The organism is Streptomyces sp. NPDC012888 (assembly GCF_042900645.1).
GTDB lineage: Bacteria > Actinomycetota > Actinomycetes > Streptomycetales > Streptomycetaceae > Streptomyces.
In genome coordinates, this window is the sequence record NZ_JBIBBM010000001.1 from 278529 (window position 1) to 305292 (window position 26764).

The 26764-nt window shown below is 73.0% G+C and carries 22 protein-coding genes and 1 pseudogene; 12 read left to right on the forward strand and 11 right to left on the reverse strand.

From position 1 onward, the window contains the following. The first annotated feature begins 5 nt into the window (after nt 1-5). The 4 genes and pseudogenes from ACFY61_RS01190 to ACFY61_RS01205 all read left to right on the forward strand — a co-directional run bounded on the left by ACFY61_RS01190 (nt 6) and on the right by ACFY61_RS01205 (nt 3697). Nucleotides 6-947, forward strand: a complete 942-nt coding sequence (locus ACFY61_RS01190) for an RluA family pseudouridine synthase (protein ID WP_389465270.1) — start codon at nt 6-8, stop codon at nt 945-947. After that, nucleotides 944-1420, forward strand: coding sequence for a GNAT family N-acetyltransferase (locus tag ACFY61_RS01195; protein ID WP_389465272.1), 477 nt, complete (start codon nt 944-946; stop codon nt 1418-1420). Before ACFY61_RS01190 ends, ACFY61_RS01195 begins: the two co-directional genes overlap by 4 nt. A gap of 63 nt (nt 1421-1483) precedes the next feature. Then, nucleotides 1484-3074: pseudogene (locus ACFY61_RS01200) on the forward strand (Na+/H+ antiporter). A gap of 53 nt (nt 3075-3127) precedes the next feature. Beyond that, nucleotides 3128-3697: a dienelactone hydrolase family protein gene (locus ACFY61_RS01205; RefSeq protein ID WP_389465275.1), complete on the forward strand. Its 570-nt coding sequence runs from the start codon at nt 3128-3130 to the stop codon at nt 3695-3697. A 21-nt stretch (nt 3698-3718) separates the two neighbouring features. Here ACFY61_RS01205 and ACFY61_RS01210 read toward each other — a convergent pair whose 3' ends face one another. From ACFY61_RS01210 to ACFY61_RS01240, 7 genes are all read right to left on the reverse strand, one after another. After that, nucleotides 3719-4666, reverse strand: a complete 948-nt coding sequence (locus tag ACFY61_RS01210) for a mechanosensitive ion channel family protein (protein WP_389465278.1) — start codon at nt 4664-4666, stop codon at nt 3719-3721. Between the two features lie 39 nt (nt 4667-4705). Further along, a complete protein-coding gene (locus ACFY61_RS01215) occupies nt 4706-6430 on the reverse strand; it encodes a protein kinase (protein ID WP_389465280.1) in 1725 nt (574 codons plus the stop codon). A gap of 34 nt (nt 6431-6464) precedes the next feature. After that, nucleotides 6465-7424: a M43 family zinc metalloprotease gene (locus tag ACFY61_RS01220; RefSeq protein WP_389465283.1), complete on the reverse strand. Its 960-nt coding sequence runs from the start codon at nt 7422-7424 to the stop codon at nt 6465-6467. A 240-nt stretch (nt 7425-7664) separates the two neighbouring features. Further along, nucleotides 7665-9320: an alkaline phosphatase D family protein gene (locus ACFY61_RS01225; RefSeq protein ID WP_389465286.1), complete on the reverse strand. Its 1656-nt coding sequence runs from the start codon at nt 9318-9320 to the stop codon at nt 7665-7667. 125 nt (nt 9321-9445) lie between these two features. Then, nucleotides 9446-10240, reverse strand: a complete 795-nt coding sequence (locus ACFY61_RS01230) for a DsbA family protein (protein WP_389465289.1) — start codon at nt 10238-10240, stop codon at nt 9446-9448. A 73-nt stretch (nt 10241-10313) separates the two neighbouring features. After that, nucleotides 10314-11015, reverse strand: coding sequence for a hypothetical protein (locus ACFY61_RS01235; RefSeq protein ID WP_389465292.1), 702 nt, complete (start codon nt 11013-11015; stop codon nt 10314-10316). Nucleotides 11016-11092: 77 nt separating this feature from the next. Continuing rightward, the gene (locus ACFY61_RS01240) at nt 11093-12427 is read right to left on the reverse strand and encodes a DUF2252 domain-containing protein (RefSeq protein ID WP_389465295.1); all 1335 of its coding nucleotides are present in this window, start codon (nt 12425-12427) and stop codon (nt 11093-11095) included. Nucleotides 12428-12598: 171 nt separating this feature from the next. On the opposite strand from ACFY61_RS01240, the gene dnaE reads away from it, so the two are divergent. Further along, nucleotides 12599-16138, forward strand: a complete 3540-nt coding sequence (dnaE, locus tag ACFY61_RS01245; protein WP_389465298.1) for a DNA polymerase III subunit alpha — start codon at nt 12599-12601, stop codon at nt 16136-16138. Between the two features lie 81 nt (nt 16139-16219). Here the strand turns inward: dnaE and ACFY61_RS01250 are convergent, their stop codons facing one another. Then, complete coding sequence (locus ACFY61_RS01250) at nt 16220-16384, reverse strand: hypothetical protein (protein ID WP_389465300.1); 165 nt, start codon at nt 16382-16384, stop codon at nt 16220-16222. A gap of 210 nt (nt 16385-16594) precedes the next feature. Between ACFY61_RS01250 and ACFY61_RS01255 the strand changes: the two genes are divergently transcribed. Genes ACFY61_RS01255 through ACFY61_RS01270 form a run of 4 tightly spaced genes read left to right on the forward strand, consistent with a single transcriptional unit; the run spans nt 16595 to nt 20582 of the window. Further along, nucleotides 16595-17989 (forward strand): NYN domain-containing protein, encoded by a 1395-nt coding sequence (locus ACFY61_RS01255; protein ID WP_389465303.1) that lies wholly within the window; start codon nt 16595-16597, stop codon nt 17987-17989. Nucleotides 17990-18008: 19 nt separating this feature from the next. Beyond that, nucleotides 18009-19049 (forward strand): ABC transporter ATP-binding protein, encoded by a 1041-nt coding sequence (locus ACFY61_RS01260; RefSeq protein ID WP_389465305.1) that lies wholly within the window; start codon nt 18009-18011, stop codon nt 19047-19049. Further along, the gene (locus tag ACFY61_RS01265) at nt 19046-19921 is read left to right on the forward strand and encodes an ABC transporter permease (protein WP_389465308.1); all 876 of its coding nucleotides are present in this window, start codon (nt 19046-19048) and stop codon (nt 19919-19921) included. The genes ACFY61_RS01260 and ACFY61_RS01265 overlap by 4 nt, the downstream gene beginning before the upstream one ends. Nucleotides 19922-19955: 34 nt before the next feature. Next, nucleotides 19956-20582, forward strand: a complete 627-nt coding sequence (locus ACFY61_RS01270) for a hypothetical protein (protein WP_389465310.1) — start codon at nt 19956-19958, stop codon at nt 20580-20582. Between the two features lie 105 nt (nt 20583-20687). Here the strand turns inward: ACFY61_RS01270 and ybaK are convergent, their stop codons facing one another. The 3 genes from ybaK to ACFY61_RS01285 are packed head-to-tail and all read right to left on the reverse strand — an operon-like array spanning nt 20688 to nt 23568. After that, complete coding sequence (gene ybaK, locus ACFY61_RS01275) at nt 20688-21182, reverse strand: Cys-tRNA(Pro) deacylase (protein ID WP_389465313.1); 495 nt, start codon at nt 21180-21182, stop codon at nt 20688-20690. 15 nt (nt 21183-21197) lie between these two features. Beyond that, on the reverse strand, nt 21198-21941 hold the full coding sequence (locus ACFY61_RS01280; RefSeq protein ID WP_389465316.1) for an LON peptidase substrate-binding domain-containing protein: 744 nt from the start codon (nt 21939-21941) through the stop codon (nt 21198-21200). 34 nt (nt 21942-21975) lie between these two features. Further along, nucleotides 21976-23568: an oxidoreductase gene (locus ACFY61_RS01285; RefSeq protein WP_389465319.1), complete on the reverse strand. Its 1593-nt coding sequence runs from the start codon at nt 23566-23568 to the stop codon at nt 21976-21978. 125 nt (nt 23569-23693) lie between these two features. On the opposite strand from ACFY61_RS01285, the gene hisD reads away from it, so the two are divergent. From hisD to hisB, 3 genes are read left to right on the forward strand one after another with little or no spacing between them, the layout of a single operon-like run. Continuing rightward, the gene (gene hisD / locus ACFY61_RS01290; RefSeq protein ID WP_389465322.1) at nt 23694-25010 is read left to right on the forward strand and encodes a histidinol dehydrogenase; all 1317 of its coding nucleotides are present in this window, start codon (nt 23694-23696) and stop codon (nt 25008-25010) included. 5 nt (nt 25011-25015) lie between these two features. Next, nucleotides 25016-26173 (forward strand): histidinol-phosphate transaminase, encoded by a 1158-nt coding sequence (locus ACFY61_RS01295; protein WP_389465914.1) that lies wholly within the window; start codon nt 25016-25018, stop codon nt 26171-26173. Further along, nucleotides 26170-26763 (forward strand): imidazoleglycerol-phosphate dehydratase HisB, encoded by a 594-nt coding sequence (gene hisB, locus ACFY61_RS01300; protein WP_389465325.1) that lies wholly within the window; start codon nt 26170-26172, stop codon nt 26761-26763. Before ACFY61_RS01295 ends, hisB begins: the two co-directional genes overlap by 4 nt. Nucleotide 26764: the final 1 nt, after the last annotated feature.

The following is a 26764-nucleotide window of genomic DNA, read 5'->3' on the forward strand; positions in this document are numbered from 1 at the left end:
GACGGGTGAGTACGATTCCCGAGATCCGCACCCTGCCCGTTCCCGACGGCCTCGAAGGCGAGCGCGTCGACGCCGCCATCGCCCGTATGTTCGGGTTCTCCCGGACCAAGGCCGCCGAGCTCGCCGCCGCGGGGAAGGTCTCGGTCGACGGCAGCGTCGTCGGGAAGTCCGAGCGGGTGCACGGCGGCGCCTGGCTCGAAGTCGAGATGCCCGCCCCGCCCCGCCCGGTCGAGATCGTGGCCGAGCCGGTCGAGGGCATGGAGATCGTCCACGACGACGAGGACATCGTCGTGATCATGAAGCCGGTCGGCGTGGCCGCCCACCCCAGCCCCGGCTGGACCGGCACCACCGTCATCGGCGGCCTGGCCGCCGCCGGCTACCGGATCTCCACCTCCGGCGCCGCGGAGCGCCAGGGCATCGTGCACCGGCTCGACGTCGGCACCTCCGGGCTGATGGCCGTCGCCAAGTCCGAGCGCGCCTACACCTCGCTGAAGCACCAGTTCCGCGAGCGGATCGTGGACAAGCGCTACCACACCCTCGTCCAGGGCCACCCGGACCCGATGAGCGGCACCATCGACGCCCCCATCGGCCGCCACCCCAACGCCGACTACAAGTGGGCGGTCACCCAGGACGGCAAGCCGTCGATCACCCACTACGACCTGATCGAGGCCTTCCGCGCGGCCTCCCTCCTCGACGTCAAGCTGGAGACCGGCCGCACCCACCAGATCCGCGTGCACATGGCGGCCCACCGGCACCCCTGCGTCGGCGACCTGACCTACGGCGCCGACCCGACCATCGCCAAGCGGCTCGGCCTCACCCGCCAGTGGCTGCACGCGGTGCGCCTCGGCTTCGAGCACCCCGCCGACGGCCGCTGGGTCGAGTTCGAGAGCGGCTACCCGGCCGACCTCCAGCACGCCCTGGACGTCATCCGCGCGGAGAGCGAGTGACCGCGCCGCACCACGCGCCGTACGAGGTGAGGGTCGCGGACGGCGAAGCCGACCTCGCGGCCTGCTTCGCCGTCCGCACCGAGGTCTTCGTGGTCGAGCAGTCGGTCCCCGAGGAGATCGAGTACGACGCCTACGACGCCGGCGCGGTCCACGTGCTGGCCGTCGGACCGGACGGCCCCCTCGGCACCGGCCGCCTGCTGCACGGCCCCGCCGCGGCCGGCAAGACCGGCGACCCGGCCGTCGGATCCCTCGGCCGGCTCGCCGTCCTTGAGTCCGCCCGCGGGCTCGGCGTCGGCGCCGCGCTGGTCCGGGCGATCGAGGCCGAGGCGGCGCGCCTCGGCCTGACCGCGGTGCACCTCGGCGCGCAGACCCACGCCCTGGGCTTCTACGAGCGGCTCGGCTACACGGCGTACGGCACGGAGTTCGAGGACGCCGGCATCCCGCACCGCTCGATGCGGCGCGCGCTTCCGTGACGCCCGGGCCTCCCCGCCGCCCGGCAACCGCAACGAGACGGACCTAGCTGGCAGGGTGGGGGAGTGGATCAGCTCCTCCTCCTGTTCGTCCTGCTGCTGGGCGCGGTGGTGACCGTCCCGCTCGGCGACCGGCTGGGCGTGCCCGCCCCCGTGCTGATGACCATCGCCGGAGTGGTGCTGGCACTACTGCCCGCCGTGCCCCCGGTGGACATCCCGCCCGAGTACATCCTCCCGCTGGTGCTCCCGCCGCTGCTCTACGCCTCCGCGCAGCGCACCTCCTGGCGGCAGTTCACCGCGAACCTGCGCCCCATCCTGCTGCTCGCGGTGGCCCTGGTCTTCGTCACCACCGCCGCCGTCGCCGGGGTCGCGCACGCCGTGGTCCCCGGGCTCCCCATCGCCGCGGCCGTCGCCCTGGGCGCCCTGGTCGCCCCACCCGACCCGGTCGCCGCCACCGCCGTCGCCGGCTCGCTCGGACTGCCCCGGCGCATGGTCTCCATCCTGGAGGGCGAGGGCCTGTTCAACGACGTGACCGCCATCGTCCTGTACCACGTGGCCGTCGCCGCGGCCGTCAGCGGGACCTTCTCCTGGAGCGGGGCGCTCGGCGAGTTCGTGCTCTCCGCTGTCGTCGCCGTCGCCGTCGGACTGGCGCTCGGCTGGGCCGCCAACCGGCTCATGGGGGGCCTGGGGGACGCCACCCTGCAGATCGGGCTGACCCTCCTCGTGCCGTTCGTCGCGTACGCCCTCGCCGAGGAACTCCAGGGCTCCGGCGTGCTGGCCGTGCTCACCACCGCCCTGTTCCTCGCCGAGTACGCGTCCGACGCCGACGACGTCCTGGGCCGGCTGGCCGGGCACACCTTCTGGGAGGTCGTCGACACCCTCGTCACCGGTGTGGCGTTCGGCCTGATCGGGCTGGAGCTGCACGTCGTCTTCGGCACGGCCACCGGCCGCTGGCAGGAGATGGCCGGCTGGGCCGCCGTGGTGGTCGCGGTGGTGGTCGGCGTACGGCTGGTCTGGCTGCTGCCCGCGGCATGGCTGGCGAAGCGGCTGCACGACCGGCGCGACTACGACGAGGAGATCCCGCTGAGCTGGCGCGAGAGCGTGGTGATGTGGTGGGCGGGCATGCGCGGCGTGGCCTCGGTGGCCCTGGCCCTCGCGATCCCGGCGCACGGAGTCCGGAGCGCCGTTCCCCGCCCGTGACGAGATCGTCTTCATCGCCTTCGCGGTGATCATGGCCACACTGGTGGTGCAGGGACTCACGCTGCCCTGGCTGGTCCGGCGGCTGGGCGTGGAACCCGACACCGACGCCGAGCGCGCCTTCGAACGACAGCTGGCCATCCGCGCCGCCAAGGCCGCCCGGCGGCGGCTCAAGGAGATCGAGGGCGTCGAGGAACTCCCCGAGGACCTGATCGAACAGCTGCAGAAGCGGGCGTACGACGTGGGCGCGCGGATCAGCCCCGAGATGGTCGACGAGGAACGCCGCGACGCCTACGCACGTCGCGTCCAGCGGCTCCGGGACGTCCAGCGGATCCAGCGCGAGATGCTGTCCGCCGCCCGCCACGAGGTGCTGGCGGCCCGCAGCGAGCCCGGCGCCGACCCGGAGGTCGTCGACCGGGTCCTGCGCCACCTGGACGTCCGCAGCCTCCGCAACCCCTGACCCGCGCCCGGCCCGCGCCGGGCGCGCCCGCCCGGGGCTGGCACGATGGGGGGATGAACATCGTGCTCTTCCATTCGACGTACGGGCTGCGCCCCGCCGTGCACGCCGCCGCCGACCGCCTGCGCGACGCCGGCCACGAGGTCGTCGTGCCCGACCTCTTCGAGGGGCGCACCTTCGGCACCGTCGAGGAGGGCATGGCCCACAGGGACGACATCGGCCGGGACGAGCTGCTGCGCCGCGCCGTGCTCGCCGCCGCCCCGCACTCCGACCGGGGCCTGGTCTACGCCGGGTTCTCCTTCGGCGGTTCCGTCGCCCAGCACCTGGCCCTCGCCGACGACAAGGCCCGCGGGCTGCTGCTCCTGCACGGCACCGCCGACATCGCCGACGACGCCGCGGTGGACGAGCTGCCCGTGCAGCTGCACGTCGCCGACCCCGACCCCTTCGAGCCGCACGACTGGCTGACCACCTGGTACCTGCGGATGGGCCGGGCCGGGGCCGACGTCGAGGTGCACCGGTACCCGGGCGCCGGGCACCTGTTCACCGACCCGGACCTGCCGGACTACGACGCCGAGGCCGCCGAGCGGGCCTGGAAGGCCTCGCTCGGCTTCCTCGACACCCTCTGATCCCCGCCGCTCCGGTCGCCGCTACTCCGGGAGCCGCGCGGTGCCGGGGGCTTGTGCCCCCGGCGGGGGCTCCGCGGCCGCGGTGGCGATGCGGGGGAGCGCGTACGGATGTTCCGCGGCCAGCCAGGCGATCAGCCGCTCGCGGACGGCGCAGCGCACGGTCCACAGGTCGTCCGCGTCCTTGGCGGTGACCACGGCCCGCACCAGCACCGTGTGCGGGGTGGTGTCCGTCACTGCCAGTCCGCTGGAGCGGCCGTCCCACTCCGGCAGGTCCTTCAGGATCGCGTCCAGCCTCTCCCGCATGAGCGCGACCGGGGCCCGGTGGTCCACGTGCAGGAAGACCGTGCCGGTCATCTCCACCCCGCCGCGCGACCAGTTCTCGTACGGCTTCGACGTGAAGTACGACACGGGCATGGTGATCCGGCGTTCGTCCCAGGTGCGGACCACCAGGAACGTCAGCGTGATCTCCTCGACCGTGCCCCACTCACGGTCGACGACCACGGTGTCCCCGATCCGGACCGTGTCGCCGAAGGCGATCTGCAGTCCGGCGAACAGGTTTGCGAGGGTGGACTGGGCCGCGATCCCGGCGACGATGCCCAGCACACCGGCCGAGGCGAGCATCGAGGCACCGACCGTGCGCATCGCCGGGAAGGTCAGCAGCATCGCGGCGAGCGCGACGACCACGACCGCGGCCGCCGCCACCCGCAGGATCAGGGTGACCTGGGTGCGGACCCGGCGCACCCGCGCCTCGTCCTCCGCACCCGCGGCGAACCGGGCGTACGCGGCCTCGACCACGGCGTCCACGACCTGGATGAACAGCCAGGCGGCCGCCCCGATCAGCACCAGCGTCATCGCCCGGCCGACCCAGTAGGACTCGGAGTGGAAGGCCTTCACGAGCACCGCGCCCAGGAGCACCAGCGTGGGCGGCAGACAGCGGCGCAACAGCAGGGAACGCAGCAGGTGTTCCATGTTCCGACCGTAGCGGACCGGCCTCCTCCGGAGGAGGCCTCAGTCGTGGCGGCAGCGGCCGCCGGGTGAGCCGGCCGGTGGAGCGCACTGGTAGCCGAGGTCCGAGGCCCGGTCGCTGAGCCAGCGTCCGATGCACCGGTCGGCGGTGGTCCGGCCGCGCTCCGCGCAGAAGGCGAGCGCGGCGTGGCCGTCGGCGAAGGGGCCCGGGGCGTACACCACCCAGTAGCCGGGCCGGAGTGACGCGTAGTCGGCGGAGCGCAGGACCCGGGCCTCGGGGACGGTGGCGCGGATGGTGGCGAGCCGCTGGTCGCGGACGGCCGTGCCGCTGCGTTCGGGCTCGGAGTACAGCTGGGCGATCCAGCGGCCCCCGGCTTCCGGTCCGGGTTCCGTTTCCGGCTCCGTTTCCGTTCCGGTGGACGGGGTGGACGGGGGCGGCGGCAGCGGGGCCGGTGTGCGGCTCGGGCTGGGGCTCGGCGACGGGGACGACGACGGCGACGGGGTGTGGGACGGGGCCCCGGAGGTGACGGGTGCGGCGGTGGCCGGCGGGGAGGCCGGGGTGGTCGGGTTGGCCGGGGCGCGGCCGTCGTCGCGGCCCGGCGCGCCGGCCTCGAACAGGGAGTACCCGCCGAACCCCAGCAGGGCCAGGGCCAGTACGGCGGCGGCCGCGGCGAGCGGGGTGACCCGCCGCCGGGCGTTCCCGGCCTCCGGGCCGGTCCCGTACGGGCCGGCGGCCGCGACCTCGAAGGCGGGCACGGCGTCCCGGGGCGCGGCGTCGTAAGGGGTGACGAGCGCCGGCGCGGCCGGGGGCGTGGCGGCCCGCTCCGGCGGGCGCGGGGCGGGTGCCGGGGGAAGCGGGGGCGGGGGGCCGAACCGCCCGGCGGGGCCCGGGGCCGGGGCGGGTGCCGGCGCGGGTGCGGGGTCGGCGCGGGTGGGTCCTGGCGCGGGGGCTCCGCCCGCGGCGACCTCGGCCAGCAGTGCGTCCAGCCGCGCGGCGTCCGGCCGGGCCGCCGGGTCGCGGACGAGCACGGCGGCCAGCACGGGCGCCAGGGGTCCCGCGCGGCGCGGGGGCGGCACCGGGTCGTCCAGTACGGCGGCCAGCGTGGCCAGGGTGGTGGCCCGGCGCATCGGACTGACGCCCTCGACGCACACGTACAGCGTCAGGCCCAGTGACCACAGGTCGGAGGCGGGCAGGTCGGCGCCCCGGATCCGCTCGGGCGCCAGGTACTCCGGGGTGCCGATGACCTCGCCCGTGGCGGTCAGGGAGGTGGCGTCCTGCAGGGCGGCGATCCCGAAGTCCGTCAGCACCGCCGAACCGTCCGCCCGCAGCAGCACGTTGGCCGGTTTCACGTCGCGGTGCCGGATCCCGGCGGCGTGCGCGGCGCGCAGCCCGGCCAGCACCTCGCGGCCGGTCCGGGCGGCCTCGGCGGGCCGCAGCGGGCCGTTCTCCAGCCGCCGCTGGAGACAGTCGCCGGGCAGCAGCTCCATCACCAGCCAGGGGTGCGGGTCCTCGTCGACGATGTGGTGGATCGTCACCACGTTGGGGTGGCTGATCCGGGCCTGGGCGCGGGCCTCCCGCAGGACCCGCTCGCGCAGCAGCCGCAGCGCCGCGGGGTCGTCGTGCCCGGCCGGGGGCCGGACCTCCTTGACCGCCACGTCACGGTGAAGGGCACGGTCCAGCGCGCGCCAGACCGTGCCCATCCCCCCGCTGCCGAGCTTTTCCAGCAGCTCGAACCGTCCGTCAACCACGTCCCCCGGCGCGCTCATGGCGCCAGGGTAGGGCAGTCGGGACGGCCCTCGCTCAGCCCGCCCGGTATGCGGTCCAGTGGCTCTGCATGCGGCTCACCTGGCCGGAGGTGAACTGGTACATGCACGCGTCGTACGTGTAGTCCATGAAGTTGTGGATCGGGTCCACGCCGGACTTGCTGGCGCAGGAGTCGCGGCCGGTCGGGCACTCGTACGCGGCGCTCTTCTCGGCCGGGGTGTCGGCGACGGAGTCACCGCTTCCGTTACAACCGCCCTGGAAGGTGTGGTACAGGCCCATCCAGTGGCCGACCTCGTGGGTGCCGGTGTCGCCCTCGTTGTAGTTGGCGGCGGAACCGCCGGGCAGCGAGGAGTCGAGCAGGACCACGCCGTCCATCGAGGGCTGCGAGGCGTAGGAGCTCGGGAAGGTGGCCCAGCCGAGCAGCCCGCCGGAGAGGTTGGCGGTGTAGATGTTCAGCGCGTTGGCGCCGCCCTTGCGCAGGGTGCTCTTCATGGTCTTCTCGGCGGTGGAGCCGGAAGCCAGGTTGTACCAGCTCGCGTTGTCCGTGTAGTCGGTCGCGACCAGCTGGAACTGGAAGTTCGAGTTCACGTTGCCGGTGCCCTGGCCGCCGAAGGCGGCGTTCAGGACGGCCATCTGCTTGCCGACGTCGGTGGACGTCAGCTTGCCGGTGGTGCCGGAGTGGATGACGTGGAAGTACACCGGGATGGTGGTGACGGCCTCGGCGGCGCGCAGGCTGCGCGGGGCCGAGTTCTTGAGCGCCTTGTCCAGCTTGACCTTGAGGTCGGCGTCCATGGCCTTGGCCTGGGCCTCGGTGACCTCGTTCGGCTCGGCCGCGTGGTGGTCGTCCTTGGGCTTGGCCACACGGGCGTTGGCCGGGGCGCCGGCGACCTCGTCGGCGCAGACCTCGGCGGGGGTCTTGGCGGCGGCGGCGACCGTGGTGCCGGCCGAAAGCGGCGTAAGGGCAAGGGATCCGGCCAGAACCGCGGTTCCGAGCATACGGCGGCGGCGGAGGGGGGATATGCGGGCAAGAGCGCGCACGTGAACTCCTCGCAAAAAGTGGGGGTGGCGGAGAAAGACTCCTCAACTGGCGCGAAGCTTACGTGTGCATGTCATCAGGGCGTCAAGATCCTTGCGTAAAAGATTTGTTGCGGAAAACGCACGGGGGCGCCCGGATCGGCTCCGGACGCCCCCGTGGGACGCAAATTTGACGGTCTATCAGTTAAATGACCGCAAGTCTCAGCGCACCGGCTGGTACACCCGCTCCACCTTCTGGGTGCCGTTGAGCGTCCGGTACGAGCGGGACCAGGACGAGGTCGCCCCCGGCTTCCGCTTGTCCGAGATGACGTAGTAGTCCATCTGGGAGCGCTCGGCCGTCACGTCCAGTACGCCGTAGCCGTGGGAGTCCATGTCCAGCCACTTGACGTGCCAGTTGGCGGCCCGGACGGCCGACTCGGCGGCGAGCGAGGCCGTGTTCGCCGGCACGTGCAGGATGTCGTCGATGTTGTCGGAGGTCACCGAGGTCACCACGAACTCCGTCGCCGCCGTTCCGGATCCCGGGTAGGTGGCCATGTTGTGGGGGACCTCGTTCGCCCAGGCCATGTGGATGTCGCCGGTCAGGAACACGGTGTTCCGGACGTTGCGCTCCTTCAGGTGGGCGAGCAGCTCCTTGCGGTCGTCCGTGTAACCGTCCCACTGGTCCACGTTGGCCGCTATCCCGCCCTGCGGCAGGCCGAGCAGATCGGCGAGCGGACCCATCAGGTGCGCGGGCAGCGAGGCGAAGGCCACCGGCGAGATCATCACCGAGGTGCCGACCAGCTTCCAGGTGGCGGCCGAGCCGGCCAGGCCCGCCTTGAGCCAGTCCAGCTGGGCCCGCCCGGTGATGGTGCGCTCCGGGTCGTCCACCGAACCGCTGCCGGTCTTCACCTGCTGCGAGCGGAAGGAACGCAGGTCCAGCAGGTGCAGGTCGGCCAGGGTGCCGAAGCGCAGGCGCCGGTAGACCGTGCCGGCGATGGAGGCGCGCACCGGCATCCACTCGAAGTAGGCCTGCTTGGCGGCGGCCGCGCGGGCCGCCCACTCGCCCTCGGTGCCGGGGGTGTGGTTGTCGGCGCCGCCCGCCCAGGTGTCGTCGGCGAACTCGTGGTCGTCCCAGATGGCGACGACCGCGTGGGCCGCGTGCAGCGCCTGGAGGTCCGCGTCCGTCTTGTAGTTGCCGTGCCGGACCCGGTAGTCGGCGAGGGTGGTGATCTCGTGCCGGGGCTCGTGCTGCCGCACGACGTACTTCGCCTCCGGATAACCCCCCGTCTGGTACTCGTAGATGTAGTCGCCCAGGTGCAGGACCGCGTCCAAGTCGGTGCGGGCGGCCAGGTGGCGGTAGGCCGAGAAGTAGCCCGACTCCCAGTTGGCGCAGGAGACCACGCCGAACCGGATGCCGGGTGCGGTGGCCTCGTGGGCCGGGGTGGTGCGCGTGCGGCCGACCGGCGACACCGCGGTGCCCGCCGTGAACCGGTAGTAGTACGCCGTCTGCGGCCGGAGTCCCCGTACGTCGGCCTTGACGGTGTGGTCGGAGGAGGCGGAGGCGGTCACCGTGCCGGCGGCGACGATCCGGGAGAAGGCCTTGTCCTCGGCCACCTCCCAGCCGACGGCGGTGTCCTCGCCGAGACCCGAGCCGGGCACGGCCTCGGGGGAGGGGGTGACGCGGGTCCAGAGCAGGACCCCGTCGGGCAGCGGGTCGCCGGAGGCGACGCCGTGCAGGAACGCCGGAGCGCCCGTGGCCGCGTGGGCCGTCCCGCCGGTGAGCGCCAGCGGGGCGAGGGCGGCGGTGGCAGCGGCCGCGAGCACCACGGTGCGGCGGCGCGGCGAAGCCGCTGTGGAAAGGGGGAGTTGACTGGTCACGGATGATCATATTACTGACCGGTACGGCCACTCGAACACCCCTGGAACGGCAACGGCCGGACGAACTCCTGGAGTCCGTCCGGCCGTTGGCCGAGACCTTTCGGTGGGAAGCCGGATGAGCCGGCTCAGCCCTTCAGGGCCGCGTCGATCGCCGCGGTGAACGCCTCGGCCGTCTGCGGGGTCTCGATCTTCTTCCCGTCCATCCGCAGCGCGGGCGTCCCCTTCATGCCCGACTTGTCGAAGGTCTTCGACATCTCGATGGCCCACCGGTCGAAGGTGCCCTTCTCGACCGCGTCCTTGAACGCCGCGTTGCCCTTCAGGGCGGGCACCTGGTCGGCGATCTTGATCAGGTACGAGTCCTCGGCGAACTTGTCGTCCCGCTCCTCCGGGTGGTTCGCCTTCGCGTACAGCGCCGCCTTGTACTCCATGAACGCCTCGGGGCTGACGTCCAGCGCCGCGCCCAGCGCGCTCAGGGCGTTCTTCGAGCCCGAGCCGGGGACGGCGTTGTCGATGAAGGTGGCGCCGACGTACTGGAGCTTGAACTTGCCCGCGTCGACGTCCTTCTTGATCTGCTCGCCGACGGCCTGCTCGAACCCGGCGCAGGCCGGGCAGCGGGAGTCCTCGAACAGCTCCAGGGTCTTCTTCGCCTCCGGCTTGCCGATGACGACGGTGGTGCCGTTCTCGCCACTGCTGTTCTTCGGCTTGACCAGCTCGGCGGTCGCGGCCTTCTCCCAGGCGTCGGGCTTGGTCATCTGCATCACCGCGTAGCCGACACCGCCGGTCAGGGCCAGGCCCGCCAGCACCGCGCCGGCCACGACCGCCTGCCGGCGCGCCTTGGCCTTCTTCTCCTGGCGCTCGCGCTCCTGGCGCAGACGCTCGCGGGCCGCCGCCTTGTTGGCCTGGCTGTTGCGTGCACTCATGGTGGATCTCCGTGGATGTGAAAAGAGAGGGGTCCCCGGACCCGGTCCGGGGGGATGGGCTTCGTCAACCGGTTCAGGCGTGCGCGCCGAGCGGCACGCGGCCGGTTGCGGGAGGCCCGCGCCGTCCCACGGAATGCACGGGGAACCGCGTACGGGACCGGGCGCGCGGCGCACCCGCCCGTACGGTCCGCCCCACCGGAGCCGCGGCCCGCGCCCCCGCGGCCGCCGCCAGCCGGAGCGGCCGGAAGGCCACCGCCGCCACGCTGCGCAGCAGCCGGCCCAGTGCCCGCTCGCCCTGCCACAGCCACAGCGCGGCCAGCAGGCCCACCGTGACGTGGGCTCCGAGCAGCAGCCAGGGGGTCCACGGGCCGGGCGAGGCCAGGAGCACCGCCCAGGCGGTGGCGGGCCCGGCCGCCGCCCCGGCCAGCGGGCCGCCCACCGGGGTTCCGCCGCACAGCTCCTCCAGGCCCAGCGCGCGCAGCGGCCCGGCCACCGGCCCGCCGGCCGCTCCGTAGCAGAGGTGCTGGCCGGCGGTGAAGACGGTGTCGGCCGCCAGCTCCAGCGGCACCAGCAGCCCGGCGATCGGCCCGAGGCCCCGCTCGCGGCCGGCCAGCGCGTAGGCGATCGCGAACACGGCGGCGAAGGAGCCGAGCACCAGGGCGGGCGGCAGCGGGACCCGGGACATCAGGACGTGCGAGCCGGACGAGAGCAGCACGACGAGCGCGCTGAACAGCGCCGCCCGCAGCCCCCTGAGCCCCACACCCGAGATGTCCATCTCCGCGAGTCTGCCACGACTCCCTGTGAAACCCGCCCCCAGGTCCCAGCCGTCCCGGGCTGCCCCCCTCTTTCCGGTCAGGACGCGCGCGGCGCCAGCCGGCCGTTGCGGAAGAGGTCGACGAAGATCTGGTGGTCGGCCCGGGCCCGGGCCCCGTAGGCGTGCGCGAACTCGACCAGCAGCTCGCCGAAGCCCTCCTCGTCGGCGGCGATGGCCGCGTCGATGGCCCGCTCCGTGGAGAAGGGGACCAGCGACTGGCCGCTCTCGTCCGCGTCCGCCGCGGCGTGCATGGTGGCCGTCGCCCGGCCCAGGTCGGCGACCACGGCGGCGATCTCCTCCGGGTCGTCCAGGTCGGACCAGTCCAGGTCCACCGCGTACGGCGAGACCTCGGCGACCAGCTGCCCCGCCCCGTCGAGCTCCGTCCAGCCGAGCCAGGGGTCCGCGTGGGCCTGCAGCGCCCTCTGGGAGATCACCGTGCGGTGCCCCTCGTGCCGGAAGTACTCGCGGACCGCCCGGTCGGTCACGTGCCGGGACACCGCCGGCACCTGCGCCTGCTTGAGGTAGATCACGACGTCGTTCTCCAGGGCGTCGCTGTGGCCCTCCAGCAGGATGTTGTACGAGGGCAGCCCCGCCGAACCGATGCCGACGCCCCGGCGGCCGACGACGTCCTTGACGCGGTAGGAGTCGGGGCGGACCAGCGACTCCTCGGGCAGCGTCTCCAGGTAGCCGTCGAACGCGGCGAGCACCTTGTAGCGGGTGGCCGCGTCCAGCTCGACGGAGCCGCCGCCCGAGCTGAAGCGGCGCTCGTAGTCGCGGATCTCGGTCATCGAGTCCAGCAGCGCGAACCTGGTCCGGGCACGGGCCGATCGGAGGGCGCCGAGCAGCGGCCCCTCCGCGGTGTCCAGGGTGAAGGAGGGCACCTCCTCGTGCTTGGCGCCGGTGGCCAGCCGGTGGATCCGCTCGCGGTAGGCGGCGGCGTAGGTGCGCACCAGGCCGGTGATCTGCTCGTCGCTGAGCGCCTTGGCGTAGCCGATCAGGGCGACCGAGGCCGCGAACCGCTTGAGGTCCCAGGTGAAGGGCCCGACGTAGGCCTCGTCGAAGTCGTTGACGTTGAACACCAGCCGGCCGTTGGCGTCCATGTACGTGCCGAAGTTCTCGGCGTGCAGATCGCCGTGGATCCACACCCGGCCGGTCCGCTCGTCCAGGTACGGGCCGCCGTGCCGCTCGCGCTCCAGGTCGGCGTAGAACAGGCAGGCCGTCCCCCGGTAGAAGGCGAACGCGGAGGCCGCCATCTTCCGGAACTTGACCTGGAAGGCGGCGGGGTCGGACGCGATCAGCTCACCGAACGCGGTGGCGAACACGTCCAGGATCTGCTCGGCGCGCTGCTCGTTCGTCGTGTCGGGGACCGCCATGGCGGGTTCCTCCTGGTGGTGCTCGCTGGACCGGTTGCGGACGGGTGTCCTGGCTCTTGCAACGGGCGACGCCACCGGAGCGTGCCCGGTTCCCGCCAGCCGCTCCGGTCGCCCGGACCGACGTAGGATTCAGAGCTGCCCCCCTGTCCCCCTGCGCTCCGGAGCCACCCCGTGACCAAGACGCCGTTCACGCACCTGCACGTACACACCCAGTACTCGCTGCTGGACGGTGCCGCTCGGCTGAAGGACATGTTCAACGCGTGCAACGAGATGGGCATGACCCACATCGCCATGTCGGACCACGGCAACCTCCACGGGGCGTACGACTTCTTCCATTCCGCGCAGAAGGCCGGGGTCACCCCGATCATCGGGATCGAGGCGTACGTCGCCCCCGAGTCGCGGCGCAACAAGCGCAGGATCACCTGGGGCCAGCCGCACCAGAAGCGGGACGACGTCTCCGGTTCCGGCGGCTACACGCACAAGACGATCTGGGCGGCGAACGACACCGGGCTCCACAACCTCTTCCGTCTGTCCTCCGACGCCTACGCCGAGGGCTGGCTGACCAAGTGGCCCCGGATGGACAAGGAGACCATCGCCCAGTGGTCCGAGGGGCTCATCGCCTCCACCGGCTGCCCCTCCGGTGAGGTGCAGACCAGGCTCCGCCTCGGCCAGTTCGACGAGGCGATCAAGGCCGCCTCCGACTACAAGGACATCTTCGGCGAGGGCCGCTACTTCCTGGAGCTGATGGACCACGGCATCGAGATCGAGCGCCGGGTCCGCGACGGCCTGCTGGAGATCGGCAAGAAGCTCGGCATCCCGCCGCTGGTGACGAACGACTCGCACTACACGTACGCGCACGAGGCCGGCGCCCACGACGCCCTGCTCTGCATCCAGACCGGCAAGAACCTCTCGGACCCCGACCGCTTCCGGTTCGACGGCTCCGGCTACTACCTGAAGTCCACGGAGGAGATGTACGCCATCGACTCCTCGGACGCCTGGCAGGAGGGCTGCGCCAACACGCGGCTGGTGGCCGAGCAGGTCGACACCGAGGGCATGTTCAAGTTCCGGAACCTGATGCCGAAGTTCGACATCCCGGAGGGTTACACCGAGGTCACCTGGTTCCGCGAGGAGACGATGCGGGGGATGCACCGCCGCTTCCCCGGCGGGATCCCCGAGGACCGCATGAAGCAGGTCGAGTACGAGATGGACACGATCATCTCGATGGGCTTCCCCGGCTACTTCCTCGTGGTCGCCGACTTCATCATGTGGGCCAAGAACCAGGGCATCGCGGTGGGCCCCGGCCGCGGATCCGCGGCCGGCTCGATCGTCGCGTACGCGCTCGGCATCACCGACCTCGACCCGATCCCGCACGGCCTGATCTTCGAGCGGTTCCTGAACCCCGAGCGCGTGTCCATGCCCGATGTCGACATCGACTTCGACGAGCGCCGGCGCGTCGAGGTGATCAGGTACGTGACCGAGAAGTACGGCCAGGACAAGGTCGCCATGATCGGCACGTACGGCACCATCAAGGCCAAGAACGCGATCAAGGACTCCGCGCGCGTGCTGGGCTACCCGTACGCCATGGGCGACCGGCTCACCAAGGCCATGCCCGCCGACGTCCTCGGCAAGGGCATCCCGCTCTCCGGCATCCTCGACCCCTCGCACCCCCGCTACAGCGAGGCGGCGGAGATCCGCGGGATGTACGAGAACGAGCCGGACGTGAAGAAGGTCATCGACACCGCCCGCGGTGTGGAGGGCCTGGTCCGCCAGATGGGCGTGCACGCCGCCGGCGTGATCATGTCCAGCGAGAAGATCACCGACCACGTGCCGGTCTGGGTCCGGCACACCGACGGCGTCACCATCACCCAGTGGGACTACCCGAGCTGCGAGTCGCTCGGCCTGCTGAAGATGGACTTCCTGGGCCTGCGCAACCTCACGATCATGGACGACGCCGTCAAGATGGTGAAGGCCAACAAGGGGATCGACATCGACCTCCTGGCCCTCCCGCTCGACGACCCCAAGACCTTCGAACTGCTCCAGCGCGGTGACACCCTCGGCGTCTTCCAGTTCGACGGCGGCCCCATGCGGTCGCTGCTCCGGCTGATGAAGCCCGACAACTTCGAAGACATCTCCGCCGTGTCCGCCCTGTACCGGCCGGGCCCGATGGGCATGAACTCGCACACGAACTACGCCCTGCGCAAGAACAAGCAGCAGGAGATCACCCCGATCCACCCGGAGCTGGAGAAGCCCCTCGAAGAGGTGCTCGCGGTCACCTACGGCCTGATCGTCTACCAGGAGCAGGTGCAGAAGGCCGCCCAGATCATCGCCGGCTACTCGCTCGGCGAGGCCGACATCCTCCGCCGCGTGATGGGCAAGAAGAAGCCCGAGGAGCTGGCCAAGAACTTCACGATCTTCCAGGCCGGAGCCCGGAAGAACGGCTACAGCGACGAGGCCATCCAGGCCCTCTGGGACGTCCTGGTCCCCTTCGCCGGCTACGCCTTCAACAAGGCCCACTCCGCCGCGTACGGCTTGGTCTCGTACTGGACCGCCTACCTCAAGGCGAACTACCCGGCCGAGTACATGGCCGGCCTGCTCACCTCGGTCAAGGACGACAAGGACAAGTCCGCGATCTATCTGAACGAGTGCCGCCGCATGGGCATCAAGGTGCTCCCGCCCAACGTCAACGAGTCCGAGTCGAACTTCGCGGCCCAGGGCGACGACGTGATCCTCTTCGGCCTCACCGCCGTCCGCAACGTCGGCCAGAACGTCGTCGACTCGATCATCAAGACGCGGAAGTCGAAGGGCAAGTACTCCTCCTTCCCCGACTTCCTGGACAAGGTCGAGGCCGTGGTCTGCAACAAGCGGACCATCGAGTCGCTGATCAAGGCCGGCGCGTACGACGAGATGGGCCACACCCGCAAGGGTCTGGTCGCCCACCACGAGTCGATGATCGACAACGTGGTGGCCGTCAAGCGCAAGGAGGCCGAGGGACAGTTCGACCTGTTCGGCGGAATGGGCGAGGAGGACAGCGACCAGCCCGGCTTCGGCCTCGACGTCGAGTTCTCCGACGTGGAGTGGGAGAAGTCCTACCTGCTCGCCCAGGAGCGCGAGATGCTCGGCCTCTACGTCTCCGACCACCCCCTCTTCGGCCTGGAACACGTCCTCTCCGACAAGACCGACGCCGGGATCTCCCAGCTCACCGGCGGGGAGCACGCCGACGGCGCGGTCGTCACCATCGGCGGCATCATCTCCGGCCTCCAGCGGAAGATGACCAAGCAGGGCAACGCCTGGGCCATCGCCACCGTCGAGGACCTGGCCGGCTCCATCGAATGCATGTTCTTCCCAGCCACCTACCAGCTGGTCTCCACCCAGCTGGTCGAGGACACCGTGGTCTTCGTCAAGGGCCGGCTCGACAAGCGCGAGGACGTGCCCCGCCTGGTCGCCATGGAGCTGATGGTCCCCGACCTGTCCTCCGCCGGGACCAACGCGCCCGTGGTGCTGACCATCCCCACCGTGAAGGTCACCCCGCCCATGGTCACCCGGCTCGGCGAGATCCTCCGCCACCACAAGGGCAACACCGAGGTCCGGATCAAGCTCCAGGGCCCCCGCACCACCACCGTGCTCCGCCTGGACCGGCACCGGGTCCAGCCCGACCCCGCCCTCTTCGGCGACCTGAAGGTGCTCCTCGGCCCGTCCTGCCTGGCCGGCTAGCGGCACCGGATCCCGCGCCGACGCACGCGGCCGCCCCCGGCTCCTGCCGGGGGCGGCCTGCGTCACGCGGGGTGTGGGGCCTCAGTTGTGGCCGAACCTCTTCTCCTTGCGCTTGTGCGCCATGTCCATCGGGCTCGGGGCCGAGGAGGGGGAGTCGGAAGAGGTCTCCGCCGAGCTCTTCGTGTCGGCGCCCGAAGAACGGGTCTGCTGCTTCGCCGGCTGCTGGCGGTTCTTGTTCTTGGCCATGGTGAAGCCTCCTGAGAAGGTGTAGGGGCCAGGGCCGCCTTCACACTCACACACCTCCCGAAGCCGCGCATTTTGGATCATTACCGTGCGTGGCGGGGGGCGCGCCCGAGCCAACCCTTCCGATCCGCCACGCCGATGATCGAGTTCCGGCCGTCAACCCCCTTGTTCTCGGGCAGACTCGGGGGAAAGCCAGAGCTCTCCCGGAAGAGGGTGGAAAGCGTGGACCGCTGCGTCGTCCTGGTGGACGCCGGCTACCTGCTGGGCGCCGCCGCGAGCCTTCTCGCAGGGGAGCCCTCGCGCTCCCGCATCACCGTCGACCACGCCGCCCTCATCCAGGGCCTGCGCGAGCGCGCCGAGGCCGACACCGAACAGCCCCTGCTCCGGATCTACTGGTTCGACGGCGCACCCGACCGGGTGCCCCAGCCCGAACACCGGCGGCTGCGCGTCATGCCCCGGGTCACCGTCCGGCTCGGCGCCCTCACCCGCTCCGACGGGCGCTGGGCCCAGAAGGGCGTGGACGCCGCCATGCACGCCGAACTCACCGAACTGGCCAGGAACCGCGCCTGCTCCGACATCGTCCTCGTCACCGGCGACGGCGACCTCCTGCCCGGCCTGATGTCCGCCAAGGAACACGGCGTGGCCGTCCACCTGTGGGCCGTCCAGGCCGCCGACGGCGACTACAACCAGTCCGAGGACCTCGTCGCCGAAGCCGACGAGCGCCGCGTCCTCGACCGCGCCTGGATCACCCGGGCCGTCCGCGCCAAGGACCTCACCGGCCTCTGCTCCCCGCCCCCCGCTCCCCGGCCCGAGATCGCGGCCATCCTCTCCGCACCCCTGCCCGAGGCGGCCCTGGCCGAGGCCGCGCGCAACGGCACCGGCCCGGTGGGCGGCTCCGCCGGCCCCGCCGACGCGGCCGGCGGCCGCATCGGCACCGCCGGCCCGGTCGTGGGCCCCGTCGGCGCCGTACCCCGCGCCGAGGGCGGGCCCGGCGTACCCGTCGGACCCGGCACCTCGTCCGACCCCGCCGGTACGGCCGTCCCCGCGCCCGCCGCCGGCGGGTCCCGTACCGTCCCCACCCCCAAGGACCTGGCGGGGCTGCGCCCGGCCGCCGGCCCCGCGACCGCACCGGCAGGCCTGGCCCCCGGCCAGCCACCGGCCGGCAGCGCCCTGCGCTGGTCCTCCGACAAGGGCTGGATCGACCGGGCCGGCCCGCTCGGCGAACCCGCCGAGACGGCCTCCCTGCCCACCCTCGCCCAGCTCACCAGCGCCGAACAGCGCTGGGCCGACCGCGAGGAGGACATCACCACCGTCGGCGGCGACCCCTTCGAGGTCGGCCAGGTCTTCGCCCGCCGCTGGATGGAACGCCTCCCCGACAGCGTCCACCTGCAGAAACTCTCCACCATGTACCCCCGCATCCCGCACCGGATCGACGGGGAACTGCTCCGCTACGCGGCCCGCTTCGGCCTCCTCGCCCACAAGGACGACCAGATCGACGAACACGACCGGTACGCCATCCGGGCCGGCTTCTGGCGGGAGATCGACGTCCGCGCCGCGGCCGAGCACCAGCCCGCCCCGGCGACCCCGGGGCCGGGGGAGGACCGGTAACCCCGTAGGCTGCTCCCTCGTGAGAACGGGCACGGCAGACGCGGAGCACGGCACGGCGGACGCTACGGCCGGTGCCCCGGCCGACGCTGTCTGCGTCGTGCGCGACCTCGTGAAGACCTACCCCGCCGTCCGCGGGCGGCGCGGAGCACCCGCCCTGCCCGAGACCCGCGCCACCGACGGGATCTCCCTGGACGTCCGGCGCGGCGAGATCTTCGGCCTGCTCGGCCCCAACGGCGCGGGCAAGTCCACCCTCGTCCGCCAGCTGACCGGACTGATGCGCCCCGACTCCGGCAAGGTCACCCTGCTCGGCCACGACCTCGTCCGCCACCCCGACCGGGCGGCCCGGCTCCTCGCCTACCTGGGGCAGGAGTCCACCGCCCTGGACGAGCTGACGGTCTCCCTGGCCGCCGAGACCACCGGGCGGCTGCGCGGACTGACCGCGGCCGCGGCCCGCGCGGAACGCGACGCGGTCCTGGAGGAGCTGGACCTCACCGGGCTCGCCGGCCGCCCCCTGAAGAAGCTGTCCGGCGGACAGCGCCGGCTGGCCTGCCTCGCGGCGGCACTCGTCGGCGACCGGCCCGTGCTCGTGCTGGACGAGCCGACCACCGGCATGGACCCGGTGGCCCGGCGCGCCGTCTGGGCGGCCGTGGACCGGCGGCGGGCGCAGCGCGGCAGCACGGTCCTGCTGGTCACGCACAACGTCATCGAGGCCGAGACCGTCCTCGACCGGGTCGCCGTCCTCGACCAGGGCCGGGTCATCGCCTGCGACACCCCGGCCGGACTGAAGGCGCGGATCTCCGGCGAGGTCCGGCTGGAGCTGGTGTGGCGCGACCGGGCCCCGCTGGACGTGCCCGAGGTCGCGGCGCTCGCGCCGGCGGCCGAGGAGGCCGGACGCCGCTGGGTGCTGCGGCTGGGTCCCGAGGACGCGCGGGCCGCCGTGGCGGCGATCACCGGCGGACCGGCGTTCGCCGCGCTGGACGACTTCACGCTGGCCACGCCGAGCCTGGAGGACGTGTACCTGGCCCTGGGGGGCCGCACGAAGGGCCTGGTGAAGACATGAGCGAGCACGACTCGGGCACGCTGGCGGCGCCCGAACGGCCCGAACGGCCCGCACCGCCGACTCCGGCCGCGGTGGCCGCCACGGGCGCCCCGGGCGTGGCGGACGCGGCGGCCGTGACGCTGGCGCCCCGGGCGCGGCTGCTGCCGGCCCTGGCCGCCGTGTACCGCGCCCAGCTGTCGCGGGCCCGGGTGGCCCGGATCCCGCTGCTGTTCGTCGCCACGTTCCAGTCCGTCGGCATCATGATCCTCATGCGCGGGGTCGTCGACGGCGGCGGGGGCTCCGAGGCGCGGGCGGTCGTCGCCGGCTCCTCCGTGCTGGTCGTCGCCTTCGTCGCGCTCAACCTGCTGGCCCAGTACTTCGGCCAGCTCCGGGCCTCCGGCGGCCTCGACCACTACGCCACCCTGCCGGTGCCGCCGGCCTCCGTGGTGCTCGGCACGGCCGCCGCCTACGCCTCCTTCACCCTGCCGGGGACGCTGGTCACCGCCGTCTTCGGCTGCCTGCTGTTCGGGCTGCCGATGGGCGGGCTGTGGATCCTGGCCGCGGTGGTACCGCTCGCCGGGGCCGCGCTGGCCGGGCTCGGCGCGGCGCTGGGCCTGCTGGCGCCCCGCCAGGAACTGGCCACGCTGGCAGGCCAGCTCGGCATGTCCGCGGCGCTGCTGCTCGGCGTCCTGCCGCCGGAGCGGATGCCCGTGCCGATCGCCTGGGCGCGGGACCTGCTGCCCTCCACGTACGGCGTGGAGGCCTTCGCCCGCACCTTCGCGCCGCACCCCGACTGGGCCGCCGTCGGCGTCGACCTGGCGGTGTGCGCGGCGGTCGCCGTGGTCTCGCTGGCCGCGGCCACCTGGGCGTACCGCCGGGCAGCGGTCCGCTGAGGCCCGTCACCGTGCCACCTGGCACGATGAGGGGGTGACCGAAGCCGTGAGCCCACCGCCTGCCGCCGAACCGTACGAGCCGCCGCCGTCGCGCACCGACGTGCCCGAGCCGGGCGGCGACCACGACCGTGACCGCGACGGTGACCGCGTCACCGCGGCGGACGTCCGTGACGGCGCGGCCGTCACGCTGGCCGTCGGCGTGGCCGGGGTGGTGCTGGGGCTGCTGTGGGCATGGCTCGCGCCACGGGTCCAGTACGTGTCGAACGGGGAGGCGGTGTTCCTCCGGGACACCGAGAGCGAGGCCCGGATCGGCGCGGACGGCGTCTTCTTCCTGCTGTCGCTCGGGCTGGGCGTGCTCAGCGCGGCCGCGGTCTTCCTGTGGCGCCGGCGCGGCGGCGTGCCGCTGGTGGTCGGGCTGGCGATCGGCTCGGTCTTCGCGTCGCTGGTGGGGTGGCGGCTCGGCGTCTGGCTCGGGCCGACGCGGGACCTGGCGGCGGCGGCCGTGGCGGCGGGGAAGGGGGTGCCGTTCGCGGCGCCGCTCCAGCTGCTGGCGCACGGGGTGCTGCTGGTGTGGCCCATGGCCGCGGTGGCGGTCCACCTGGGCCTCACCGCCCTCTGGAGCCCCCGCGACCCGTCCCCCGAGGCCCCGCCCCACCCCTGACCACCGCGCGTCCCGCGCATCGCCGCCGCCCGGCACTTCCGGCCTTCGCCGGCGTTCGAGGCGCGGGGTGCTGGGCGGAGCCCCACGTGTCCGGGCGGAGCTCCGTCAGGCGCGGGCGATGGGGCTGAGCTTCGCGTTCGTCAGGGTCGCGAGGTCCGACGGGGCGAGTTCGACCTCCAGGCCCCGCCGCCCCGCGGAGACGCAGACCGTGGCGTGCCCGGACGCCGACGCGTCCAGCACCGTCCGCAGCCGCTTCCGCTGCCCCAGCGGCGAGATGCCGCCCAGCACGTACCCCGTGGTCCGCTCCGCCAGCGCCGGGTCCGCCATCGCCGCCCGCTTGCCGCCGACCGCCGCCGCGAGCGCCTTCAGGTCCAGGGACCCGGACACCGGGACCACCGCGACCGTCAGCACCCCGTCCACGTCCGCGACCAGGGTCTTGAAGACCCGGTCCGGGGACACCCCCATCGCCTCGGCGGCCTCCAGGCCGTACGAGGGGTGCGCCGGGTCGTGCTCGTACGCGTGCACCTGGTGCGGCACGCCCGCCGCCGCCACCGCGGTCAGGGCCGGCGTGCCCGCCGCCTGCTTCGTCCGCTTCGCCATCGGCAGCGCGCCCCCTCAGTTCGGGCTGGTCGGTGAGAACGTCAGGTCCACCGCCGGCAGCGACGGCAGGTGGCGGATGACCGCCGTCTCCGCCCGCAGCAGCTTCAGCTCCTCCGCGAGCCGCGTCGCCGTGTCCGGCGCCTGCAGCAGCCGCTGCTTCGCCGGGATGTCCAGCACCGCGGCCGCCGCGACCAGGTACGACACCACCGACGGCTCGTCCGGCAGCTCCGCCCCCGTCGTGGACACCGACCGTTCCCGCGCCCCGGCCAGCCGCTTCTGGTAGGCGCGGAACGCCCGCAGCACGCCCTCGGCCAGGGCGCCCGCGCCGTCCCCCGCGTCCTCGGGGAGTTCCTCAAGCTCGGCGACCAGGTAGGGCCCGGACGCGTCCACGGACAGCAGCCGCACCCGTGTGGTGCCGGTCGCCAGGACCTCGAAGCTGCCGTCCTCCCGCTCGCGGATCGTCGCCGCGTCCGCCACGCAGCCCACCCGGTGGAACGCCTGGATGGGGTCCGGGCCGAAACCGGCGGCCGGACCGCGTTCGGGCAGGGCCGTCTGGTCGGGCATCCCCGGTGCGGTCGCCGCCACCTCCCGGCCGTCGCGGATCGCGACGACCGCGAAGCGGCGCGGCTCGTCGTCACCCGCCTTCAGCAGCTCCCGCATCATGGCGCGATAACGCTCCTCGAAGACGTTCAGCGGCAGCACGAGTCCCGGGAAAAGCACCTGGTTCAGCGGGAAGAGGGGCAGGCGAACGGTGGTCACGAGGCACAGGGTAATGGCCGTGGGCCGGGACCGGTCACCCCCGCCGGAGCAGCCGGGACGCCCCGGCGGCGACCGTCGTCGCCAGGATCCACCCCAGCATGACGAGCACGGCCGCACCCCACTGCCAGCCGCCCTCCACCCTCCAGTGGCCCTGCTGGCCGAGATCCACCACCGGCAGCAGGAGGTCCAGCGCGTACAGGACCGCGTTCCACTGCGGCGACTCACCGGGCTTCACCGGCGGCGGGTCGTACCGCGAGAACAGCACCGCCCCGGCCGCCCACAGCACCAGCATCCACAGCGCCGCCCGGCCGGGCCGGTAGCCGTACGCCACCGTCCAGTCCTGGAGGTACCCCCACGCCCGCGCGGCGGGCGGCAGCGTGGCCCGGCGCCGCCGCTGCTTGGCCAGCAACACCTCCCGCGCGTCCGCGTCCTCACCGCTGGCGCGCAGTACGGCCGCCAGCCGCTCGTACGGCTCGGGGGAGTACTCGGGGGTGGCCGCGCGCACCCACTCCATCCGCCGGGCCAGCGGGAAGTGCCCGCGCGGCGCGAGGTTGCCGTAGACGAACCCCTCCATCGACAGCCGGCCGGGCCCGGGCCAGCTGGTGGACTGGTCGACCAGCTTGTCCACCCGGGCCCCCGACACCACCACCCGCCCCTGCTCGGGCCGCTCCCCGACGAACCGGAACTCGGGAGTCTGGATCCGCCGCAGCGACACCTCCTGGTCCTCCGCGAGCACGAACCGCGCCCCGTGGAAGTCCACCGCGTCCCCGAACCGGCCGTCGTCCAGGCGCAGCCCGCCCCGGCACTCGAAATGCTGCGCCCGGCCGCCCGCCACGGGCGTCTGCCCCGTCCCGTACGGGGGAGTGGACCCGCCGTCGACGCCCCGGTCCAGGGCGATCGCGGTCAGGTACAGCGTCCGCTCCACGGTCAGCTGCGGCGCGTTCAGCGCCCGCCGGCCCGCCGGGTTGACCAGCTTCGCCCCGCGCAGGCTCATCGACACGCCGATCTTGGCGCCCCGCAGGCTCACCTCCCCGTAGGCCTCCAACAGCTCCGCCTGGAAGTCCTGGGCGACGGACATGCCGTCGGCGGCGACCGCCCGACCCCTGCCGTCCGCCTGGACGACGGCCTGGCTGACCAGCAGGTCCGTGCCGATCTGCGCGTCCGTCAGCCGGATCCCCCGCGCCACCCGGCAGCGCGGCAGGTGCAGGTCGCCCTCGGTGTGCAGCCGGGCCGCGTCCAGCCTCGGTATCGCGCAGCTCACCATCCGCAGGGTCCCGACCCGGGCCTCGGCCAGCTGTATCTCGCGGTCGAAGCGGCAGGACTGCAGCTCCACGTACGGCTCGACGGTGCCCCCGCACAGGTCCAGCCGCCCCGTGATCCGCACCCCGCGCAGCTTCAGCGACGCCACCCGGCCCGGCACCGGCGGCGGCCCGTGCAGCAGCAGCGTCGACACCACCTCGGCGCGCACGCTCCGCTCCGGACCCCAGCCGCGGTTCCCGAACGGGTCGTCCTGCCGGGCGGCACGGCTGTTGAGGTCGCAGACGGCCCCCGTGCGGAACGCCTGCCACATCCGCCGTTCGGACGCCGTCAGGTCCTCCGGTTCCTCCTCGGCGCGCACCCCCGTCATCGCGGCCCCCCTCCGCCCGTCACTGCCTGTTCCCGCACGCTATCGGCCGGGTGTGACATCCGGGACGTGTATCAGCCAGTGATACGGGCGGACGGTGGTGGGAGACGGTCTGAGAGAATTGGGGCGTGATCTCTCGAATCGACCTGCGCGGCAACGCCCTCCCCGAGGGCGGCGCCCTGCGCGATCTGCTCCCCCGTGCCGAGTTCGACGTCGCAGCCGCCCTGGAGAAGGTCCGGCCGATCTGCGAGGACGTCCATCATCGGGGCACGGCGGCGCTGATCGAGTACGCGCAGAAGTTCGACGGCGTCACCCTGGAGCAGGTCCGGGTGCCCGCCGAGGCCCTGGAGAAGGCCCTCGCCGAGCTCGACCCGGACGTCCGCGCCGCCCTGGAGGAGTCGATCCGGCGGGCCCGCAAGGTGCACGCCGAGCAGCGCCGCGGCCAGCACACCACCCAGGTGGTCCCCGGCGGCACGGTCACCGAGAAGTGGGTGCCGGTCGAGCGCGTCGGCCTGTACGCGCCCGGCGGCCGCTCGGTGTACCCGTCGTCCGTGGTGATGAACGTGGTGCCGGCCCAGGAGGCGGGCGTGGAGTCCGTCGCGCTGGCGTCGCCGCCGCAGGCGGAGTTCGGGGGGCTGCCGCACCCGACCATCCTGGCCGCGTGCGCGCTGCTCGGCGTGGACGAGGTGTACGCGGCCGGCGGCGCCCAGGCCGTCGCAATGTTCGCGTACGGCACCGAGGAGTGCGCCCCCGCCAACATGGTGACCGGCCCCGGCAACATCTGGGTGGCCGCCGCCAAGCGCTACTTCACCGGGAAGATCGGCATCGACACCGAAGCCGGCCCGACGGAGATCGCGATCCTCGCGGACTCCACCGCCGACCCGGTGCACGTCGCCGCCGACCTCATCAGCCAGGCGGAGCACGACCCGCTGGCCGCCGCCGTCCTGGTCACCGACTCCGCGGAGCTGGCCGAGGCCGTCGAGCGCGAGCTGGAGACCCAGGTCGCCGCGTCCAAGCACGTCGAGGACCGGATCAAGCCCGCCCTGGCCGGCAAGCAGTCCGCGATCGTCCTGGTCGACGGCCTGGAGGACGGCCTGAAGGTGGTCGACGCGTACGGCGCCGAGCACCTGGAGGTCATGACCGCCGACGCCGCCGCGTGGGCCGCCCGGGTCCGCAACGCCGGCGCGATCTTCGTCGGTCCCTGGGCCCCCGTCTCCCTCGGCGACTACTGCGCCGGATCGAACCACGTGCTGCCCACCGGCGGCTGCGCCTGCCACTCCTCGGGCCTGTCCGTGCAGTCCTTCCTGCGCGGCATCCACATCGTCGACTACACGCGCGACGCCCTCGCCGAGGTCGCCCACCACGTCGTGACGCTGGCCGAGGCCGAGGACCTGCCCGCGCACGGCGCGGCCCTCAAGGCGCGCTTCGGATGGAAGGTCCCGTGAGCGACATGAGCACCGCCAGCACCGCCAGCACCACGAGTGGCACGCGCACCACGAGCGCCATCGGGATCGACGACCTGCCCATCCGCGACGAACTGCGCGGCAAGTCCCCGTACGGCGCCCCCCAGCTCGACGTGCCCGTCCAGCTGAACACCAACGAGAACCCGTACCCGCTCCCCGAGGAGCTCGTCCAGCGGATCGCCGAGCGCGTCGCCGAGGCCGCCCGCGGCCTCAACCGCTACCCCGACCGGGACGCGGTGGAGCTCCGCACCGGGCTGGCGGCCTACCTGACCCGCACCGGGAAGCACCCGGTCGGCAAGGAGAACGTCTGGGCCGCCAACGGCTCCAACGAGGTCCTCCAGCAGCTGCTTCAGGCCTTCGGCGGGCCCGGCCGCACCGCGATCGGCTTCGAGCCCTCGTACTCGATGCACGCCCTGATCGCCCGCGGCACCGGCACCGGCTGGATCTCCGGCCCGCGCCACGCCGACTTCACGATCGACGTGGCGGCGGCCGCGCAGGCCATCGCGGAGAACGCCCCCGACGTCGTCTTCGTCACCTCGCCCAACAACCCCACCGGCACGGCGGTCGAGGCCGGCACCGTCCTCGCCCTCTACGAGGCCGCCCAGGCGGCCAAGCCGTCCCTGGTCGTCGTCGACGAGGCCTACGTGGAGTTCTCCCACCGGGACTCCCTGCTGCCCCTCATCGAGGGCCGGCCCAACCTGGTGGTCTCCCGGACCATGTCCAAGGCCTTCGGCGCGGCCGGCCTGCGCCTGGGCTACCTGGCCGCGCACCCCGCGGTCGTGGACGCCGTACAGCTGGTGCGCCTGCCGTACCACCTGTCCGCCGTCACCCAGGCCACGGCGCTCGCCGCCCTGGAGCACACCGACACCCTGCTCGGCTACGTCGAGCAGCTCAAGGCCGAGCGGGACCGGCTGGTCACCGAACTGCGGGCGACCGGCTGCGAGGTCACCGAGTCCGACGCGAACTTCGTGCAGTTCGGCAGGTTCGAGGACTCCCACACCGCCTGGCAGAAGATCCTCGACCAGGGCGTCCTGGTCCGGGACAACGGCGTACCGGGCTGGCTGCGGGTCACCGCGGGCACCCCGGCGGAGAACGACGCGTTCCTGGAAGCGGTTCGCGCACTGAAGAAGGAGCAGCAGGCATGAGCCGCATCGGACGGGTGGAACGCACCACCAAGGAGACCTCGGTCGTCGTCGAGATAGACCTCGACGGCACCGGCAAGGTCGACGTGTCGACGGGCGTCGGCTTCTACGACCACATGCTCGACCAGCTCGGCCGCCACGGCCTGTTCGACCTCACCGTCAAGACCGACGGCGACCTGCACATCGACTCCCACCACACCATCGAGGACACCGCCCTCGCGCTGGGCGCCGCCTTCAAGCAGGCCCTCGGCGACAAGGTCGGCATCTACCGCTTCGGCAACTGCACCGTGCCCCTGGACGAGTCCCTCGCCCAGGTCACCGTCGACCTCTCCGGCCGCCCCTACCTCGTGCACACCGAGCCCGAGAACATGGCGCCGATGATCGGCCAGTACGACACCACCATGACCCGGCACATCCTGGAGTCCTTCGTGGCCCAGGCGCAGATCGCCCTGCACGTGCACGTCCCGTACGGCCGCAACGCCCACCACATCGTGGAATGCCAGTTCAAGGCCCTGGCCCGGGCCCTGCGCTACGCCTCCGAGCGCGACCCGCGCGCGGCCGGCATCCTGCCCTCCACGAAGGGCGCCCTCTGAC